The organism is Solibacillus sp. FSL W8-0474, from assembly GCF_038004065.1.
GTDB classification, from domain to species: domain Bacteria; phylum Bacillota; class Bacilli; order Bacillales_A; family Planococcaceae; genus Solibacillus; species Solibacillus faecavium.
In genome coordinates, this window is sequence record NZ_JBBOQJ010000001.1 from 1,966,116 (window position 1) to 1,985,320 (window position 19,205).

The window sequence follows — 19,205 nt, forward strand, 5'->3', positions numbered from 1 at the left end:
AAGTTTTCCCTTTCAACGTTCGTGTAAGGCCGTGCCCGTGGAAAGCGTACCGGAATGGAAATCAATTTTATGCCAGAAAAAAATGCCATTGCTCTCAAGGAGAATAATGGCATTCCTTTTTATTTTTCGTAAATACAGTATTGGAATGTAAAGCCTTCGTCCGACTTTACTGGCTCAAGACAGGAAGTTTTGTTCCAATCTTCATAGGTTGGGAAGTAAGTATCGCCCTTAAATGTATGGTTGATTAAAGTAATATACAGTTTATCGGCTATCGGCATTACTTGTTCAAAAATTTGAGCGCCGCCAATAATCATGATTTCCTCAGTGTCCTGTACGAGTGCCAAGGCTTCCTCAAGGCTTCCTACAACTTCTATTCCTTCTGCTTTATAATCTGTATTTCTTGTGATCACTATATTACGGCGACCTGGTAATGGGCGTCCAATCGATTCGAAAGTTTTTCGTCCCATAACAATTGGCTTGCCCATTGTCATTTCTTTAAAATATTTCAAGTCACCAGGCAAGTGCCATGGAAGTTCATTTTTATAACCAATAACCCGATTTTCATCATGTGCAACAATTAGTGAAATCATCTCTATTCCCCTTTATACCGCAATCGGTGCTTTAATCGATGGATGTGGATTATACCCTTCAATCATTAAATCCTCCAATTCAATATCAAAAATCGATTGCTTATCTGCATTAATTGTTAATGTTGGTAAGTCTCTTAGCTCACGTGACAATTGTTCTTGCACTTGCTCAACATGATTTAGATAAATATGTGCATCGCCAATTGTATGAACGAATTCTCCAACTTCCAGATTACACTCTTTAGCCATTAAATAAAGAAGCAATGCATAAGAAGTAATATTGTAATTAATTCCTAAAAAAGTGTCTCCGCTACGTTGGTATAATTGACAGCTCAATTTGTTGTTAGCAACATAAAATTGGAACATGACATGACACGGTGGTAATGCAGCTTTACTTCCTTTTGCTCCGGCATTTATTACGTCTTCTGGGTTCCATGCATTTACAATTAATCGACGGGAATCAGGATTCGTTTTGATTTGGTCAATGACATCCTTTAATTGATCAATTTCATTTCCTTCAGAGTCTGTCCAACGTCTCCATTGCTTACCATAGACATTTCCTAAATCGCCGTATTTTTTTGCAAATTCATCATCTGTTAATACTCGATCACAGAAAACTTTCAATTCTTTTTTGTACAATAGATTAAATTCCTCGTCTTCTAAACAACGTCGGCCAAAATCTGTCATATCTGGACCATTGTATTCATCAGATTCTACCCATTTCTTAAATGCCCATTCGTTCCAGATGTTGTTTTTATGTTGCAAAAGATAACGAATATTTGTATCGCCTTTAATAAACCATAATAATTCGCTAGCAATTAGTTTAAATGATGTTCTTTTAGTTGTGAATAATGGGAAACCTTTTGATAAGTCGAAACGCATTTGATAACCAAAAACGCTAATTGTACCAGTCCCAGTACGGTCTTCTTTTTTTACCCCGTTATCTAAAATGTATTTCATAAAATCTAAATATGTTTTTTCTAATTCATTCGACAAGATAAACACCCTCCAAATTCATTTCATATCTATTATAGCTATAAAAAATAATTTATGTAACAAACATATAGGCTAATTTATTTTAAACGCACCTTTTTCTCTACACGTTCGTCTTATTAAAGAACGGATAATATATTAACAGAACTATTAAGAGGATATAATATGGAACAACTAATTTTAGACCTCGTACAGAATGAAAAACCATATGCATGGCTTTATCAGTTTTTAATAATGGTGCTGGTTTCTATGATCCCATTTGCGCCTATCCCCGTGCTGGCTGCGTATATTTCCAGTCATCATGATTTTATGCCAGGTTTAATGATTAACCTGCTCGGGACGACTACGGGATCCATTATATTATTTTTATTAAGTAAGAATTTATTACGAACCGTTGCACTAAAATACTTAACAAAACATCAATACTTGATGAAATATGTAGAGCTCATTCAAACAAACGGCTTTTTAGCAGTACTCCTCGGGCGCCTTATTCCTATCCTACCTTCCGCAGGTGTAAATTTAATTGCAGGTATTTCTAATGTCCACGTGATTGCCTTTATTGCAGCAACCATTCTTGGGAAGTTACCCACTATTTTAGCCTTTTCACTAGCAGGACATCAAATTGCTTCTGGCAACTGGGATGTAGTATTGATCATTGCCCTATACTTAATCGCTTTATTCTTACTCGGAAGAAAAATAAAACAAAAGTGGGCCCGTTAATTCAGAAAATGAACGGAGAGATTATATGACGAAAGAATGGGAAAAAGATATAAGTTCTCTTTCAAAAATTAAAGTTTATTCAAATCCAAATAACCAGCCGGTAACTATAATTGGTGATGGGGATAATTTGAAGTGTATTGGTGTCGGTACAGATGCAGCCGTTTTTCAGTCTCTTTCTGCCCCCGCTTATGCGTATAAATTATATGCAAAGGATAAAGTAGAAAAAGTAAAAATGGAAGCTAAAGTTTATGAACAATTAGGAGATTCGCCTTTCTTTCCAACGTGTTATGCGTCATCTGACGAATACCTCGTTTTAAGTTACGAAGAAGGAAAAACGCTTTTCGACTGCGTTCTGCAAGGTATCCCTATCCCGCAGCACGTTGTGAATGAAGTGGAGGAAGCCAGAGAATACGTACGGAATAAAGGGCTGAACCCACGTGATATCCATTTGAAAAACATTTTGCTTCAACATGGCAAAGCAAAAATAATCGATGTGTCTGAATATACACAATCAGGCAATGATTTTCGTTGGGAACATTTAAAAAGAGGATATGACCAGTATTATCATTTAATCGAAGGAAATTCTGTGCCGTTTTGGCTAGTAGCTACAATTCAAAAGTGGTATAACCAGCGAGGAGAAAATTCTTTTTCTTATGAAGATTTCACAAAAACCATTTCAAAACTTTTATTTAAAAAATAGTGGCTGTTTAACAAAAGAATTTCTATTGGGGAGCTTTTAAAAATTATGTATTGAAATGTATAAAAAAAGACAACATAAAAGGCGCTACTCGTATTTCATTTGCTGAGTAGCGCCTTTAGTCAAATGTGTCTAAATCATCGTAGAGCTCAATAGTTTGCATCAATTTTTATGTTGCCTCCCTAAGAATCGTTTTGTTGTTCTCTAAAATTTGAATCATCTGTTGCAAAATCTTCTCCTCAACTTTTTGGGAGCCATTTACTTCTTTTGCAATCACTTTCGTTAATTCTAAAACTGTACTTACGTCGAGCTTATGTTTTTCCGCTAATTGGAATGCTCGCCCTAACTGACCGGTTATCATCGGCAGTCCTCCTTTTTCTTATAGTATACAAATATTATACCTTGAGTTACATAAAAATTCACCTTAAAAAACTAAATTTTTAATAAAATTATTAAAAATCGCGTCTTTTACTAACAGGAAGCAGCAGTAACCTCTATATAGTGTAGTACGCCTCATTATTTAATATGCGTTATGAAAGGTTTTTGTTTGTGCAATTGTCCTTTAATAAGTCAAAAATTTTATGTTAGTTGGAATTTTAATGATCAATCCTAATCGAATATAAATAGTATAAATCCGCGGTTTCCGGAGAAAATATATGAAGATTAAGAAACGAAGTCCTGTTTGTTTTTAAACGTCAGGATATTCGAGTCAAAAAAATAAAGGAGATGTTACAAAATGGGAATATTATATAGAACAGCATTAGTTCTAGTCATTATTGGTGCAATCAACTGGGGACTTATTGGATTCTTCCAGTTTGATTTAGTGGCTTCATTATTTGGTGGACAAACATCTGTATTATCAAGAATTGTTTATGCTCTTGTAGGGATTGCAGGACTTATATCGATTCCGATTCTTATGAAACCGTTAGACGATGTAGAAGAAAATTCCTACAATACATCTAATCGTGCGAATACAAGACCGAATTATAATATGGAAGCTGGTAAAGAAGAAGATTTTTCGGAATATAAGAAAACAAGTGATGATACAAAAGCCAAGCATTACAGCAGTAACAGCGATCAGAATAAAAAATCATAACTATTATGACCAGGCTCACTTATGAGTCCTGGTCTTTTGTATTTAATGGGCTTATTGGTTGTGCCCTCTCTGCCGTCTACATATGATGTAATGACAATCAATATTTAGTGGTGAGGAGGAAATAAATGAATAACAATAAGAAAAATTCAGAACAATCCTCAGATTCTCAGGATATTCAAATAGCGAGACTTGCTTTTATAGGAGCTTCTGTCGTTACATTAGGAGACTTAATTTCTACACTTGCTGCCGGTCTTGCACTGGATGCTTTGGAGAAATCTAAGAACGGGGATTCTGGCCCCCCACCGACTCAGTCAAAGGATATGCAGAAACAGCTCGATTATTTAATAAATGAATTAAGACAAATAAAGAAAATGATGTAAAATACTTTTCTGTGGTACATCTCCTACCCCCCCTTCGCTCATTTAATTTGCGGAAGGGTTTTTTATTGAAATTATTCGACTTTTTAAACTTTACATATTTATAGTGCACCGATAATTACTTTATAGTAATATAATAAATTGAAAAGGAGTGTTTAAACTGGATACAATATTTATAATCATATTAATTATAGCTTTACTAGTAATGTTGGTGTGCATTCTTAGCGCATTTGTTAACATTGTGAAAAGAAATCGATCAAAGTCGGTTAAGATGTTTAAGTATAGTGGAATAGCATTTTTAGTCTTAATCATATCATTTATAGGTGTTGGTGTGACAAGCGATGGAACGGAAGTAGCTAATGAACCTGAAAAAGCGGAAGCTACTGCAAGTAAGGAAAAAACAAAAGATGATTCAGAGAAAGCAACACCTGAATCAGCTGAGAAGGTTGAAGCTGATAAAAAAGCGAAAGCTGATGCTGATGCTGATGCCAAAAAAGATGCTGATAAATTAGCAGCTGAAAAAAAATCTTACTTAACTGACGTAAAACCAAAAGTGGATACTATGATGAGCTTGTATGATAAAGCATGGAATGAGCTTTGGAAACCCACTTTTGAAGGTCTAGGAACAACTGTGGATGTGTATACAGCTTATGGGAATATGAAACAGCTTGAGCAGCGCTATAATAGTCTCTACAAAACTATTGGATCAATCGACGGCAGTGGTTTATCTAAAGAAAATGAAGAGAAATTCAATGAATTTAAAACAAGCATGAAAAATGCCGCTATGTGGCGAGCTGAAGCAGCCGAAAAAGCGCGTAAAATGTTTGATGAAGGAAATTATAGTCCTTCAAAATTCGATAAGGTGAAAACAGATGTTTCATATGCAGATAATGAAATGATGAAAGCCATCCTAGCTTTAACGACACTGGAAATGGCTTTAGGTGTAGATAGAGACGAATAATGTATGGCCTTCCGCTCATATAAGGTGGAAGGCTTTTTTCTACTATGCCCTTTTGTTCACTTTCTATCTTGAGGTGTTAAGTATTCCATTCCTAGGACTCGTCTCATTTCGTGGGATACCCAGTTACGGATGGCGATGTTTGTGTAAGTTCTTGTTTCTGTTACTCCTCTAAATAAAACAAAATACTCCGTTACAAATTCATCTGAGCGTTGTTTTTCAATCTTACATCCTTGTTTATATAAATAATCCCTCAACTTTTTCAAATCCTGAAATGTCTCATGGGATTTTTGATCATACCATTCTTCTAAAATTTTGCCCATTTTCAATTGAGAAACGTACAGTTTGTCGCGGTCAAGCGTTTTTAAAAACATCTCTAAAATAATAAAACGGTGGATATCATCGCTAAAATTCATAATTTCTTTATGCATGAACGACACTCACCCTTTGAATAGCAGGGGATGCTGCTAAAATGTTGTCGATAATAAATGTACGCTTTGCATGACGTGTAAAACAGTAAGCCTGCACGGTATTCCCTGCAATTTTAATTAATTTGATACGACGTTTTGATATCGCATGAGTTTTGGATAAGTACATAATGTCTAGAGTTTGATTGTACTGCATTGCTTTCATTATTTGCTCTTTCATAAATACACTCCGTCCTTTTTTATTATATTATAGAACAAGTGTTCTTATTTTAGAACCGGTAATTTTTATAGTTTACAGTAAATAGTTGGATAAATAGAAAAAGCACTACACAAAATAATTGTGCAGAGCTTTGTTTTTAATTCTATTAAATCCCCTCTGAATTCATCAGTACAATGCGCCAGCCATCTGGGTCTGCAATCGTCACGCCTTTTTCTTTCCAATATGGATTTTCCGGTGGAACTTGAGGATAGCCCATTTTAGCAAGTCGTGACTGTACAGCTTGAATTTGTATAGGATCTGGCATATAAAAAACGAGCAAATTATCCTCTGTCGGTGCAGGACATGGACTTCCATCAATATGCTCAGTAAATTCCAAATGATACGATGCATCCGGCAAACCAATCATAATGCCAGTGTAACCTCGATGTCCCTTAAATCCACCAAGTTTTTTAAGGCCAAGACCTTCACAATAAAAACGTTCTACCTGTGCTAGTTTATCCGTTGGTCGTGCGATACGAAATTGTGCAATATGCAATGTTTCTGTCCATTCCTTCATGATCATCCCCCCTACTTTCATTTTAAAGAGCAAGGAAGGAAAATGCTCTACGACATCCGGATGAAATTTCCTATCATAGAGTCAGTAAAAGCGTATTTGAAAAGGAAATCCCTTAACTATTGACGAAATTATTTTACTAGCTATATAGAGAGGAGTTTTATTAATGAAGGAAAGACATGAAATATTATTCCACCAGTTAAAAAGTTACCGTAATGATACCCTTAGCTTATTGGAAGATGTTAGTGCAGAAGAAGCTGAAATCATTCCAAAACGGTTTAACAATAGTATTCGTTGGAACATGGGACATATTTATCTCGATCAATATTTATGGATAGAAACACTAACAAAAGAAAAAACAAATGCACCATCGGAATTTAATAGTTGGTTTGGATATGGTACATCTCCTGCTGATTTCAGTTCTGAAACACCTTCTTATAAAGAATTAAAAACACTATTAGAAAATCAAATTGAAGATATTAAAGACAAATTTGCCGATAAATTAGAAATTGTGCATTCGCCAACTGACATGGGAATGAATACGATTGAACATGTATTAATAAGAACGATTTTCCATGAGGGAATACATTTTCAGCACATATTAAATTTGAAAAAATTTATTAAATAAATCTCTGATGATCATAGATTTTAGACATAAAAAAAACACCTGCAGCAAGTACAGGTGTGCAATATTGTTAGGATAACCATTTCGGCGGTGTGTTTTTCGACCAATAAATATCGCCAAGGTTATAATGCTTTGAGTAATTATCTTCATATGTGTGGTAATGGAAATTATAATAATAGCCTTCAAAAGGACGGTTCTCTGTTCTTACATGGAAACGGATGATGTCTTTTTGAGAATTCGCATCTACTAAGTGGAAGATTTTTTCTGCATAGTCGCCACTTGGCTTTTCAGTAATTGTTAAGTTGCGAAGCTTTTCTTCACCCACTCGTTCAATAGTCGTTGCAATTGCTTCTTCAATTTTCGGGAAAATCTTTGTTTCAAACTCCTGTTCAATGACAGGACCGACTCTTGTGCCGAATTTTATGTAAGATTGCTCTTTTGCTGCGGAAACAAAATAGTCGGTTGTTGGTAATGGTTTTTCATCAACTAAAATATCATCAAGCTGATAGGCAGATGCAATATGATTGTCACTAGGTCGGTCTAATGTCGATTGATTATGACGTGACTCTTCGAAATTTGCCCAGATTTCATGATTGGGTGTAATTAAACCAAACGATAATAAAGCGACGGAAACAACGAGAGATTTGTAAATCCATTTCTTCAAGTTTATCACCTTCTTAAATTATGTATAATTTTTAACACTGTTATTAAATCTATACGAATAAAATACGAAAAGGTTTCATCTTTCTATTAATCATTGTACAATAAAAAGGAAGATATTGTAGGTTATTTAAGGGAGGTTTTTAAAAAATGGACATTGTTATGGGTGTTGGATTATTATTAATGCTTGGTTATATGACTTCTTTATGCTTCACGGACTAATACTATTTTTTTCGCACCATCCAATTTCTTGGGTGGTTTTTTAATACTTGTAAACAAGCACTCTAATATAAGCGGAAGATCTCCGGCTATTTACAAAATCGCTCGGAAATATCGATAAATAAAGGTATGATTTCCGCTTATTCAAGAAAAAAGAACTTAAATTTTAGTTTTTTTAGTAAATAAGCGGAATTTCTCCGTCTATTTTGGCTGTTTTTTTAAATTATCGGCAAATAAACGGAATTTCTCCGTTTATTTCGCACTCCATCTTCATGAACATCCCGATAAATTGGACAAGGGGCTCCCAATAAAGCTTGGGAACCCCTTTAGTATTTAATAGATAGCAATATAAATAAATGAAAGTCTCAACCCGATCATCCGGGGAATTTTATTTTATTCGGAGTAGCATAGCTCCAGTTTTAACCGCGGTAAAATTCTACTAATCTTCTCTAACTTAAGCAACATAGTCCCATCCTGCTACTATGTCCTTGCAGCCCTTAAGCTTGCGCCAGTGTGAATAAGTATCTTCAAAAACACTAGCAGAAATGCCAATTCATTTATAAGCGCTATCTACAATAGCACCTAACTATAATAACACATATGTTCTCATTTGTAAAATCTCTTTCGTTCGTGCAAAACAAACGAATGTCCGTTATACTTGAAAAATCGGAATTAAAAGGAGTTAGTGAATGATGAATGAAGTAGAAACAACATTGGCAATTCAAATGAAACGTATCGCTGTAACATTGCTTGATATGGAACAAAGTCGTTTCGTCTCTGCCAGTCAAACGATGGATTTATCTGCAATACAATCAGAAGTTTACAGCAACTTTTTTGAATCTTATATAGATGCGACTTTGAACAGTCCTAAGTCAGTTGCAGGTAAATTTTTAGACCGCGATAATGATATAATTACAAAGATCAATCGCTATGTAGAATATCCGGATGACACACATTTTTTATCTTTAGCGAACGACTTATCGAATAAGCTGTATCAAATTATGCAAAACGTATCAAACAGTAATGGCTCTGTTTTTGTGGCACATATTGAAATTATTGATGAGCCCTATATTTTATTTTTAAAGCTCGATCCGAAAGAAGCCGTGCAAATTGATTTGGAAACGTTAAATTTAAATACAATTGAAAATATTTTACCTGACGCTTCTAGCCGTGTGCAAAAATGTGCGCTCATTCGCATGAATTATAATCCGCTGGAAGAAAACGTTTATGTGCTTGATAGACAATCAGATGGAGAACCGGCGAAGTTTTTCATGGAGACATTTTTACAGGCTACACCGATTGCATCAGATAAGAAGAAAACGAAGATGCTAATGAAAGAGCTATATGAGAAAATTGCGGAATCGATCAATGAAGAACAAACGCCCCACCTTCAAAAAGTGATTGATGAGGAATTTGAAAATGGTAAATATATTGAGCTAGATGCATCTGTACATAATATTTATGAAGCCATTGCTCCTCCTGAGAATCGTAATGATTTTGTTGAACAAGGTGCAAAATTATTTATTGATGAGTTTACAGACCGTAATCCTGACTTCACCCCTACTTTTGAAGTGAAGCGTGATGATTTACATGTCGTGTATAAATCCGGTGAAGGTGAAGTGTTATTCCGTTATGATAAGCGTCTTGAGAATATTGAAGTGCATCATGATCAGGTGAATGGTACTTATACAATAACAATTCGGGAAGCAGATAAGATTGATTTTACTTTGCATAAAAAACCGTTATAACATGAAAAAGTCCCTTCTACAAAATTGTAGAAAGGACTTTTTCTATTACTTCGATGTTAATGCAATAAATTCTTCTACATCTTTCTCACAAAGCGCGATTCCTTTTAACCAGAAATCTTCAGTCGTGATGTCTGCACCTAAATGCTTCATCGCTAAATCTTCTACTGTCATGATCGCTGTATCACGAAGTAATGCCATATATTTTTCCTCGAACCCTTTGCCCTCTTCTTTTGCTTTTGCGTAAATGCTTAAAGAGAATAAATAGCCGAATGTGTACGGGAAGTTATAGAATGGCACGCCTGTAATATAGAAGTGCATTTTTGATGCCCAGAAGTGTGGATGTGCTTCACCTAATGCACCGCCATGAGCTTCGATTTGTGCTTCTTCCATTAATTCATTTAAACGCTTAGAAGATACGATCCCTTTTTTGCGCTCTTCATAGAAGCGTGTTTCAAATAAATAACGAGCATGAATGTTCATGAAGAACGCTACCGAACGTTGGATTTTATCTTCTAATAGTGCAATCTTTTCTTGCTCATTTGAAGCTTCTTCTACCGCTGCATCTGCTACGATCATTTCTGCAAATGTTGAAGCAGTTTCGGCAACATTCATTGCATAACGACGGTTTAATGGATGAACCGGGCGAAGTGCATATGAATGGAATGCGTGACCAAGCTCATGTGCTAATGTTGAAACGTTTGACATTGAACCTGAATATGTCATGAAAATACGTGATTGTTCAGATAATGGCATTCCTGTACAGAAGCCACCTGGACGTTTATTATCACGGTCTTCCGCTTCAATCCAACCATCTTCAAAAGCAGTACGTGCAAAGCTTTCCATTTCTGAACCGAAACGACCGAAATGCTTTAAAATAAATTCCGCGCCCTCTTGGTATGACATTGTAGCTGTTGAATCCGTTACCGGAGCATCGAAATCAAACCAATCTAATTTTTCACTGCCTAATAATGTTGCTTTATGTGTTAAATAATCCGCAAATTTTGCTTTACGTGACGTAATAGCGCCCCACATCGCATCGATTGTTTCCTGCTTCATACGGTTAATTTGTAAAGGCTCTTTCGTAACTGAGTCCCAACCGCGCTTTTTGTATACTGCTAAGCGGAAGCCAGCTAAATGGTTTAAAGTTTTAGCGAAAAACTCTTCGCGGTCTGTAAATACTTCTTCTAATGCATCAAATGCAGCTTTACGAACTGTACGGTCTTTATGAGAGCTTAAGTTATTTGCTTGTCCTACTGACAATAATTTCTTTTCGCCATCTACTTCGACTTCCACTTTAATATCACCGATCAGCATGTTATAAAGCTGACCCCATGAGCTATAACCATCTACACCTAAAGCAGAAATTAGCGCTTCTTCTTCCTCAGATAAAGATTCCTTCGACTTTTCACGCCATTCCGTTAAAATGAATTCAAATTGTGCTAATTCATTTGTTTGTAGTAATTCGCCGAAAGTCGATTCGTCGATTTTACCGAGCTTTTGATTAAAGCTTTCCATAATTGGAGAGAAGTTGGCTGAAATACCTGAAAGCTGGCCTTGTAATAAAAGCGCTTCACGATCTGTCGTATCTTGAGCCGTTAAACAAGATAGCATAGCACCCGCCTGTGATACATGCATCATTACTTCTTTAATATTTTCTAAAATAGATTGAATTGATAATGCTGAATCTGTATTTGTAGGAACATCGAATTTTTCAACCATTTCTTTTAATACATCCATTTTAGGGTTTAAATTTTCAATATGTTCTTTTAGTTGTGGTGATGCACTCCCACCTTCGAAAAATACATCTAAGTCCCAAACTTCAGGATATTTTACGTTTTGCATAGTATAGCCCCGCTTTCTGAATTGTAGTTCAATTCTTATTTTACTAAAAAATGAATAAAATTGCTCGAAAATATTTCGGTTTATGAAATAAAAAAAGCTAGCCTCATAGACTAGCTTAAAAAGGGTTTGTTAAAAATTAATTAACTCTGAACCGTTGATTTCCATTCCGGGACCGAAGCTTTCCCCGGGCACGGCTCCAGTTAACTAAATTGTGCCAAGGGCGGCAGGCACAATTTAGTGGATCTTCCGCTCGGTGCTCCTGCGGTTACTCGTCGCAAAATAAATTTTGCTGTTCCCGGTGGAGTCACGGTCCCTCCATTCCAATCAACTTATTAATAGCTTTAAATAAATTGTTTCTGCTAAGCATCTAGTTAAATTTATAATATTGGAGATAACAGACGTGACACTGATTCACGGACTCTAGTCCATGTTTTTCGTTTTTCAAAAAGCTCTTTTGTTAATTCGAAACTCTCTTTTATATCTGCTTCGAATAGCTCTCTACACTTAATTGCCAACCGTTCATCATATAAAATCGCATTGATTTCGAAATTTAGACTAAAGCTACGCACATCAATATTTGCAGTACCGATTGTTGCTAATTCATCATCGATTACGAGCATTTTTGCGTGAAGGAATCCTTTTTTATAACGATATACTCGACCACCAGATTCAAGCAGGTCTCCACCGTATGCTGAATTGGCGCCATATACGAAGGGATGGTCTGTTTTTTCAGGCGTCATAATGCGCACATCAACACCTGAAGAGGCAGCAATTTGTATTGCATGCAAAAATGCCTCATCAGGTACATAATAAGGGGTTTGAATATAAACATATTTTTTAGCGCTTAAAATCATGCGAATATAACTGTTTTTAATGGATTCAAAATCTGTATCCGGACCACTCGATACAATTTGGACGGGAGTGTCCGCATCGACTGTAAATGAGGGGAAGTATCGTTGCTCGACTTCTCTAAGTTCTTCATTCCTCGCCTGATGCCAATCAAATAAAAAATGTGCCTGCATATTGTATACGGAATTGCCTTCTATACGTAAATGCGTATCTCGCCAATAACCAATTTCGTCATCAAGACAGGCATACTCCTTACCGACATTAAAACCGCCAATATATCCAATTCGACCGTCTATAATAATGAGTTTTCGATGATTCCGGAAATTAATTCGAGGATTGAATAATTTCAAATACGAGGAAAAGAAAGCTTCTACTTGTCCACCGGCATCCATCAATTTCTTTAAGTCTTTTTTTCGTAAAGTACGGGAACCTAAATCGTCGTAAATCATTTTTACTTCAATGCCCTCTTTTGCTTTTTTAACAAGCGCATTAAAAATACTTTTTCCGACTTCATCCATTTTATAAATGTAATATTGAATATGAATCGTTTGCTTCGCATTTTCAATATCTTCAATGACAGAGCGGAATTTTTCTTTCCCTTCAGCTAAAATCGCAACATCATTTTTAGAACTTAATAAAGCGTGATTGTAATCGACATTCATTTTTATTAACCCTTGATGCTTTTTTGTAATCTCGTTTGGAAATTCATACGTTCCTTCTGCAAGGGCGGAATGCTGATCCTGGAAAGCCTCTATAGATTCTTCCTGTTGAACAGCATGCCAGCGAACGAAATGCTTCTTTTGTAAATTTCGTCCCAATAATAAATAGAAAATGAACCCAATAACCGGTAAGAAAAATAGAACAAAAAGCCATGCCCATGTTGATGAAGCACTTTTACGACTGATAAATATTAGCATGAGTGCAAATAAAATATTCAAAAGGTAAACAGTAACCATCAAAAAACCTAAAAGTGTCATTAAAATCACCTCATTTCTTTTTTTTACTTGTAAAATGTTTGCAGTTTTTTCAAGTGATTAACTATTCCCTCAAATTTCGAAATCAAGACATATAAGCCAAAATATTTTTATTCGTCCTAACACTAAAATACCGCTTACTGTATGAGTAAGCGGTACCCTTAATACTATTTACTTTCCATGTCATACTCTAACTTTGCTTTTTTAAAGCTATAGTACAATGAGTATCGTTGAAGTCCTTTTGCCGCTTCAACTGACTGTTGTGCAAAACGGTCAAATGCTCCCAAATTCTGTTCTACTAATGCTAATTGTGCTTCAATCCCATACTTCATCCAATCGGACTTCAAAGAATAACTATTAGCTTCTTCCCGATTCCCCGCCACTGCAGCAATTAATGCTTTACCATAAGGACCATTCTGATTATCCATTAATTGATCTGCGTAGTATTGAGCACGTTCGAAATCGTCGAGACGAATTGCACGGTTCATTTCATATGTATTTTTAATAACCGGTTGTTTATAGTGAGCAATGATTTTTTCCATTGCTTCGATTTCCTGTTCTTTTGTGCCGACTTCCAACGTGTGTATGTAATTCATTACTGGATCTTTTTTATGCTTTACAATATATTTCCTGATTTTCGCTAAATCTGTAGAAGCGTATGCAATGTAAAACATATAGCCAATTGAACAAAGGGCAAAAACTAGAATGATGGAGATCGATACTACAAATGGCCAATCAAACATGGCACTTAAAAAACCTACTGCTAAGCCTAATATTACTACATAAACCCAATTTATCATTTTTTCACCTCTTTTATTTACTCCGTTTATTATAGCGTAATAATATTGTTATTCAATCTATGAATCAAAAAGCAAATGCATACCTTCTATGTACTTAATGTTAGAAAAAGTAACGTAAAATAACTAAATTTTAGGTTATCAAGAAAAGACCTGCAACAAAAGTACGCTTTTTTATATATAGACCCTATAAAATAAACCGTTTTCATTATATTTTATACCGCTTTCATTGTTAAATGTGTAAAATGTTACTTTTAACATAATTTATATGTCATAATATCTAACATAAAGCGAAGAAAGGAGGTTAATCAATTTAAGTAAATGTTGCTTTGAAGTTTCCTTAATTAATAGTTATAGCTATTTTTTATTCGGTATTCATTTATCATAGCTTGGATCTTTGCAACTGCAACAGCCATTTATTATGTTGTTATAAAAGATGTACTTAATGTTAGAAAAGAAAGTGTTGAATTAAGATTTAGCGCTCAACAAGTTTCAACATCAAATTAGTTTAATGAAAATATTTTCAATATTTAAAATATTATATTTTAGGAGGAATTACAATGGGTAGTATAGGAAGCATGGTTAAACCAATGAATGGATTTTTAACGGCATTAATTCAATATCCGGTACCAGTAGTAAATTCTAGAGCCGATATCGATGCACAAATTCAGCAAATCATTAAAACTCTTCATTCAACAAAAGCTGGTTATCCTGGAGTTGAATTAATTGTTTTCCCTGAATACAGTACACAAGGTTTAAATACTAAAAAATGGACTACAGAAGAGTTCCTATGTGACGTACCAGGAGTTGAAACAGAAATGTTTGCTGCAGCTTGTAAAGAAGCTGAAGTATATGGTGTCTTTTCTTTAATGGAAAGAAATCCAGATGGTGGAGATCCGTATAATACTGCTATTATTATCGATCCAAACGGAGAAATCATTTTAAAATATAGAAAACTAAATCCTTGGGTTCCTGTAGAACCATGGAAAGCTGGAGATTTAGGACTTCCTGTTTGTGATGGACCAGGTGGTAGTAAATTAGCTGTCTGTATCTGTCATGATGGTATGTTCCCTGAAGTCGCTCGAGAAGCAGCTTATAAAGGTGCTAATGTTCTAATTCGAATTTCCGGATATAGTACACAAGTAAATGATCAGTGGATTTTAACGAATAGATCCAATGCATGGCAAAATTTAATGTATACCCTTTCCGTTAATTTAGCTGGTTACGACGGCGTATTTTATTACTTTGGAGAAGGTCAAGTGTGTAACTTTGATGGAACGACTTTAGTCCAAGGACATAGAAATCCATATGAAATTGTTACAGCTGAAGTCTATCCGGAATTAGCAGATCAAGCTCGAATCAGTTGGGGGCTTGAAAATAACATTTATAACCTTGGAGCCCGAGGTTACGTCTCAACACCAGGTGGAGTGAAAGAAAATCCATATACATTTGTAAAAGATTTAGCAGAAGGTAACTATAAACTACCTTGGGAGGATAAAATCAAAATCAAAGATGGTTCTATATATGGTTACCCGGTAAAGGAATTGGTTGAAAAATAAAATGTTTACACGAGGCTGGGACAACCCCCCCCTCTAAATCAAGAGCCGATCACATTTTACGATGAGTAAAGTTTGATCGGCTCTATTATTGTGTCTACTTCTTAGCCGTTGTTCTCCGTTACGAATGGACGATTTGCTAGGGGCACGTTCAAAAAGCAGATGCACACTTTCTACGTACATCTGCCCGTTGTCTTATTTCATTTTCTTTATACTTTTTGAGACCTGCTTCCATTTGCGTTTTTCTGCAAGCTGGGCATCGGTATTTGCCTTTTTCTCAATATATGCGAGCTCGCGTTGCAGTTTAAAAAAGCTTGTTAGTCTCGATGAATCAAGTCCACCATCATCTACTGCTTGTATAACCGCACAACCCGGTTCATTTTTATGTTTGCAGTCTCGGAAACGGCAATTGTTCGCCAATTGGTCAATATCGGAAAAGCTAGCTGATAAACTGTCCCCTTGATCCCAAAGTTGCAACTCACGCATACCTGGTGTGTCGATTAGGCATGCCCCGGACGGTAAAACTACGAGCTCACGATGAGTTGTCGTATGACGCCCCTTCGCATCATCTTCTCGGATATCGGATACTTTCATTTGGTCAGTATTCAATAATGCGTTTGTAAGAGTTGATTTTCCTGCTCCGGATGAACCAAGTAAAGCGGCTGTTTTACCTTCTGTCAAAAATTCCTTTAATGCTTCAATTCCTTCACCTGTAACCGCACTTACTGTTAAGACGTCTACACCGAATGCGACCGACTGCACTTCTTCTATAAGTGCGTTTTTATCTTCACAAAGGTCTGCTTTTGTTAAAACAATGAGCGGTGTTGCACCCGAATCCCATGCTGGCACTAAATAGCGCTCTAAGCGGCGGACGTTAAAATCTGCGTTCATACTCATGACGAGTAAAATATAATCCACATTTGTAGCAACAATTTGTTCATCAACTTCTAAGCCTGCCATTTTCCTTGTGAATTTTGATTTACGGTCAAATAAATGATGAATAATGGCGCGCTCTTCCCCCGGCATTTGTTCAATAATAACGAAATCCCCTACTGCCGGATAATCCTTCCTTGAAAAGGCATGGTATGCAAAGTTTCCGGATACTGATGCCAAAAATTCACCTTGTTCTGTTAAAACCCGGTATGAATGCTTATGTTCTAAAATAATCCGTCCAACTAATCTTGTTGCCCGGTAAAATGTTAAAGTTTGTAATTGTGTTTCAAAATATTGTGTAAAGCCAAGTTGTTGTAAATTCAATGAAATTGCCTCCTAATGGCGTATAGTATTGTATTGTTTTTAGGCAAACAAAAAACCTTATGACCAGCAATTTTGCCCGTCATAAGGTTTCATACGCACAGTGAAGAAGCGTGACACTTCTATATTAGAAGGCACAAAGGTGGCGAATGTTATATGACAAGCTCAATTGCATCGTTTCAATCACATGTAATTTTGTCATTGTCATCACCATCTTCCTTCAATAATTAATACAACTATAACAAATTATAGTAATTTATGTCAATATAATTCTACGGTATCTTTTAAAATAGTTAACAATTTGAATAAATCTTCTGCACTTTCTGAAGAGTCCATTCTTTCGTTGGATGACTTTATATAATCATCAAGTGTGTAATAGCAAAGATAACCAAGGTTCTCCTCTTCCATAATAGCATTTATATCTTCCATTCCATTTATAAGTAGCTGATCCACCGCATTCGATTTTTGTGCAAATCGTAGGTTGCCTTCTAATTCAACAACTTTAAATTCTCCATATGAAGTACGGAGGGTTTCCACCGGTCCGGATAAACTACCACTTGGTATCGGCTGAAAATCAGCAAGCATATCTTCAACTTGAGTCGAGTATTTTCCATAATAGGCGGTAAGTGCATCGTTCACTACTTCCATATAAGCTTGGTCATTAGGATTTTGATCTATCTTTAATTTTTCAAATAAGCGCTGAGAATATAAGGCAGATACAAGTTGCTGCTCAGAAAGTAAGCGAGCGTACTTTTCATCGGTTAATTTAAATTCCTTAAAGAGTATTTCATACCGAAATGCTGTCATCTGACTGTTTTGTTTTCCTTCTTTAAATGACACTAAAAAGTTTCTAATCAAGGATTCAACTTCTGCATCCGTTACGACAATACCCTGGCTTTTCGCATAATCAATAATAGCCGCTTCTTGAACAACATGAAAAAATACTTCTTCATAATTTTCAGCTTTTCTGTTAAACATTTGTGATAAATAGAAAGTATCAAAATAAGTAACTTCAAAATATTGTTTGCTCAACGTACCAAGTCTTTGCTGCTCTTTATTCATCGGCATTTGTGCCCACAGAAACCCTACAGCGACGAATAAAACGATCGTTGCAATAATAGAATATTGCCAATGTATTTTACGTTTCCTTTTAAATTGTTTGTAAAGTACATTATTTTTAATGGTATTTCTTGATGTGGATAAATCTCCAAATTGCTCATCAAATGCTTGCTTCAATTTACTCATGTGATAGTACCTCCCAATCGTTTTGTGGAAGCTTATCCTTTAATAATTTCCTTGCTTTTACTAGTCTTGTTTTGACCGTACTTTCGGGAACATTCATTATTTCGGCCATTTGTGCTGTTTTAAGATCCTCATAATAATGAAAAAAAAGAACTTCCCGATATTTTAAAGGCAATTTAAAAATTGCTTCCCCAATCAGTTTCCTTTCTTCGTTTGTAATCAGTTCATCTTTTTCATTGATAGATCGCTCTATGTAAGTTTCCTTTAAATGCATCATACGGTAAGACCAGGAACTTAAATAATTTTTACTGCGATTCACTACTAAAGTGGATAAATAGCTTTTTATTTTCCCTTGCTCTTTGTAGTTCCTTTGCTCATACAGTTGTACAAATACTTCCTGAACAATATCTTCGGCACTTTGTCTATTTTTCACATAGACATATGCCAGCTTAAGCAAATATAGGCTGTAGTCGTCCATCAGTTGCTCTATTTCCTCGTGTGTCACGCCTCTCAACCCCCTTCATATATATAACAAAACTAGCGGTAATTTGGTTTGAAAAAATTGAATGTTTTAGATATTTATGAAACAATTCAAATAGAACAAAATCGGAAGGAATGTTTGATCGATGAGGAAATGGGTTTTTTCAACCATAATTTTTATTGTGTATTTTATCGTGTTATTTACTATCATTAATACATTGGTTTCGTTTTCTTCAACAATAATCAATTTCTTCTTTTCTATTCTATTAATTTTTATCGTTCTTTTTTTAACAGTATTGACTGCTAGAAAGCTTTCTCTTTAAGGAAAAA

21 protein-coding genes are annotated in these 19,205 nt (G+C 35.4%); 8 read left to right on the forward strand and 13 right to left on the reverse strand.

Annotated elements, in window-relative coordinates:
* Window positions 1–119: 119 nt before the first annotated feature.
* Window positions 120–590 carry a dihydrofolate reductase gene (locus tag NYE67_RS09570; protein WP_340729860.1) on the reverse strand — a complete coding sequence of 157 codons (471 nt, stop codon included), beginning with the start codon at window positions 588–590 and terminating at the stop codon, window positions 120–122.
* 12 nt (window positions 591–602) lie between these two features.
* On the reverse strand, window positions 603–1,583 hold the full coding sequence (locus NYE67_RS09575) for a thymidylate synthase (protein ID WP_340729861.1): 981 nt from the start codon (window positions 1,581–1,583) through the stop codon (window positions 603–605).
* Between the two features lie 162 nt (window positions 1,584–1,745).
* Between NYE67_RS09575 and NYE67_RS09580 the strand changes: the two genes are divergently transcribed.
* Both NYE67_RS09580 and NYE67_RS09585 read left to right on the forward strand, forming a co-directional pair.
* Entirely contained in the window at window positions 1,746–2,300 is a 555-nt protein-coding gene (locus NYE67_RS09580) for a TVP38/TMEM64 family protein (protein ID WP_340729862.1), read from the forward strand.
* 25 nt (window positions 2,301–2,325) lie between these two features.
* Window positions 2,326–3,000 (forward strand): serine/threonine protein kinase, encoded by a 675-nt coding sequence (locus tag NYE67_RS09585; RefSeq protein WP_340729863.1) that lies wholly within the window; start codon window positions 2,326–2,328, stop codon window positions 2,998–3,000.
* 166 nt (window positions 3,001–3,166) lie between these two features.
* Here the strand turns inward: NYE67_RS09585 and NYE67_RS09590 are convergent, their stop codons facing one another.
* Window positions 3,167–3,358 carry an ABC transporter permease gene (locus NYE67_RS09590; RefSeq protein WP_191698937.1) on the reverse strand — a complete coding sequence of 64 codons (192 nt, stop codon included), beginning with the start codon at window positions 3,356–3,358 and terminating at the stop codon, window positions 3,167–3,169.
* 375 nt (window positions 3,359–3,733) lie between these two features.
* Here NYE67_RS09590 and NYE67_RS09595 point away from each other — a divergent pair, with 375 nt between their 5' ends.
* The 3 genes from NYE67_RS09595 (at window position 3,734) to NYE67_RS09605 (ending at window position 5,431) form a co-directional block, all read left to right on the forward strand.
* The gene (locus tag NYE67_RS09595) at window positions 3,734–4,093 is read left to right on the forward strand and encodes a DUF378 domain-containing protein (RefSeq protein WP_340729864.1); all 360 of its coding nucleotides are present in this window, start codon (window positions 3,734–3,736) and stop codon (window positions 4,091–4,093) included.
* Between the two features lie 125 nt (window positions 4,094–4,218).
* Window positions 4,219–4,473 carry a translation initiation factor 2 gene (locus NYE67_RS09600; protein ID WP_340729865.1) on the forward strand — a complete coding sequence of 85 codons (255 nt, stop codon included), beginning with the start codon at window positions 4,219–4,221 and terminating at the stop codon, window positions 4,471–4,473.
* Window positions 4,474–4,711: 238 nt separating this feature from the next.
* Window positions 4,712–5,431, forward strand: coding sequence for a hypothetical protein (locus NYE67_RS09605; protein ID WP_340729866.1), 720 nt, complete (start codon window positions 4,712–4,714; stop codon window positions 5,429–5,431).
* Between the two features lie 56 nt (window positions 5,432–5,487).
* On the opposite strand, the gene NYE67_RS09610 is transcribed toward NYE67_RS09605, so the two are convergent.
* The 3 genes from NYE67_RS09610 to NYE67_RS09620 form a co-directional block, all read right to left on the reverse strand.
* The gene (locus NYE67_RS09610) at window positions 5,488–5,859 is read right to left on the reverse strand and encodes a hypothetical protein (protein WP_191698933.1); all 372 of its coding nucleotides are present in this window, start codon (window positions 5,857–5,859) and stop codon (window positions 5,488–5,490) included.
* A complete protein-coding gene (locus tag NYE67_RS09615) occupies window positions 5,852–6,076 on the reverse strand; it encodes a transcriptional regulator (RefSeq protein WP_340729867.1) in 225 nt (74 codons plus the stop codon). The genes NYE67_RS09610 and NYE67_RS09615 overlap by 8 nt, the downstream gene beginning before the upstream one ends.
* A gap of 145 nt (window positions 6,077–6,221) precedes the next feature.
* Window positions 6,222–6,632 carry a VOC family protein gene (locus NYE67_RS09620; RefSeq protein WP_340729868.1) on the reverse strand — a complete coding sequence of 137 codons (411 nt, stop codon included), beginning with the start codon at window positions 6,630–6,632 and terminating at the stop codon, window positions 6,222–6,224.
* 163 nt (window positions 6,633–6,795) lie between these two features.
* On the opposite strand from NYE67_RS09620, the gene NYE67_RS09625 reads away from it, so the two are divergent.
* Window positions 6,796–7,257: a DinB family protein gene (locus NYE67_RS09625; protein ID WP_340729869.1), complete on the forward strand. Its 462-nt coding sequence runs from the start codon at window positions 6,796–6,798 to the stop codon at window positions 7,255–7,257.
* Window positions 7,258–7,324: 67 nt separating this feature from the next.
* Here NYE67_RS09625 and NYE67_RS09630 read toward each other — a convergent pair whose 3' ends face one another.
* A complete protein-coding gene (locus NYE67_RS09630) occupies window positions 7,325–7,918 on the reverse strand; it encodes a YpjP family protein (protein WP_340729870.1) in 594 nt (197 codons plus the stop codon).
* Between the two features lie 907 nt (window positions 7,919–8,825).
* On the opposite strand from NYE67_RS09630, the gene NYE67_RS09635 reads away from it, so the two are divergent.
* Entirely contained in the window at window positions 8,826–9,881 is a 1,056-nt protein-coding gene (locus tag NYE67_RS09635; protein ID WP_340729871.1) for a nucleoid-associated protein, read from the forward strand.
* Between the two features lie 45 nt (window positions 9,882–9,926).
* On the opposite strand, the gene NYE67_RS09640 is transcribed toward NYE67_RS09635, so the two are convergent.
* The 3 genes from NYE67_RS09640 to NYE67_RS09650 all read right to left on the reverse strand — a co-directional run bounded on the left by NYE67_RS09640 (window position 9,927) and on the right by NYE67_RS09650 (window position 14,346).
* Window positions 9,927–11,723: a M3 family oligoendopeptidase gene (locus NYE67_RS09640; protein WP_340729872.1), complete on the reverse strand. Its 1,797-nt coding sequence runs from the start codon at window positions 11,721–11,723 to the stop codon at window positions 9,927–9,929.
* Window positions 11,724–12,100: 377 nt separating this feature from the next.
* Window positions 12,101–13,549: a cardiolipin synthase gene (gene cls / locus NYE67_RS09645; protein ID WP_340729873.1), complete on the reverse strand. Its 1,449-nt coding sequence runs from the start codon at window positions 13,547–13,549 to the stop codon at window positions 12,101–12,103.
* A 164-nt stretch (window positions 13,550–13,713) separates the two neighbouring features.
* Window positions 13,714–14,346 carry a hypothetical protein gene (locus NYE67_RS09650; RefSeq protein ID WP_340729874.1) on the reverse strand — a complete coding sequence of 211 codons (633 nt, stop codon included), beginning with the start codon at window positions 14,344–14,346 and terminating at the stop codon, window positions 13,714–13,716.
* A gap of 557 nt (window positions 14,347–14,903) precedes the next feature.
* Here NYE67_RS09650 and NYE67_RS09655 point away from each other — a divergent pair.
* Complete coding sequence (locus tag NYE67_RS09655) at window positions 14,904–15,902, forward strand: formamidase (RefSeq protein WP_340729875.1); 999 nt, start codon at window positions 14,904–14,906, stop codon at window positions 15,900–15,902.
* A 192-nt stretch (window positions 15,903–16,094) separates the two neighbouring features.
* On the opposite strand, the gene rsgA is transcribed toward NYE67_RS09655, so the two are convergent.
* The 3 genes from rsgA to NYE67_RS09670 all read right to left on the reverse strand — a co-directional run bounded on the left by rsgA (window position 16,095) and on the right by NYE67_RS09670 (window position 18,900).
* Complete coding sequence (rsgA, locus tag NYE67_RS09660; RefSeq protein WP_340729876.1) at window positions 16,095–17,156, reverse strand: ribosome small subunit-dependent GTPase A; 1,062 nt, start codon at window positions 17,154–17,156, stop codon at window positions 16,095–16,097.
* Window positions 17,157–17,414: 258 nt separating this feature from the next.
* Window positions 17,415–18,398, reverse strand: coding sequence for a hypothetical protein (locus tag NYE67_RS09665; protein WP_340729877.1), 984 nt, complete (start codon window positions 18,396–18,398; stop codon window positions 17,415–17,417).
* Complete coding sequence (locus NYE67_RS09670; protein WP_340729878.1) at window positions 18,391–18,900, reverse strand: sigma-70 family RNA polymerase sigma factor; 510 nt, start codon at window positions 18,898–18,900, stop codon at window positions 18,391–18,393. The genes NYE67_RS09665 and NYE67_RS09670 overlap by 8 nt, the downstream gene beginning before the upstream one ends.
* Window positions 18,901–19,205 lie beyond the last annotated feature (305 nt).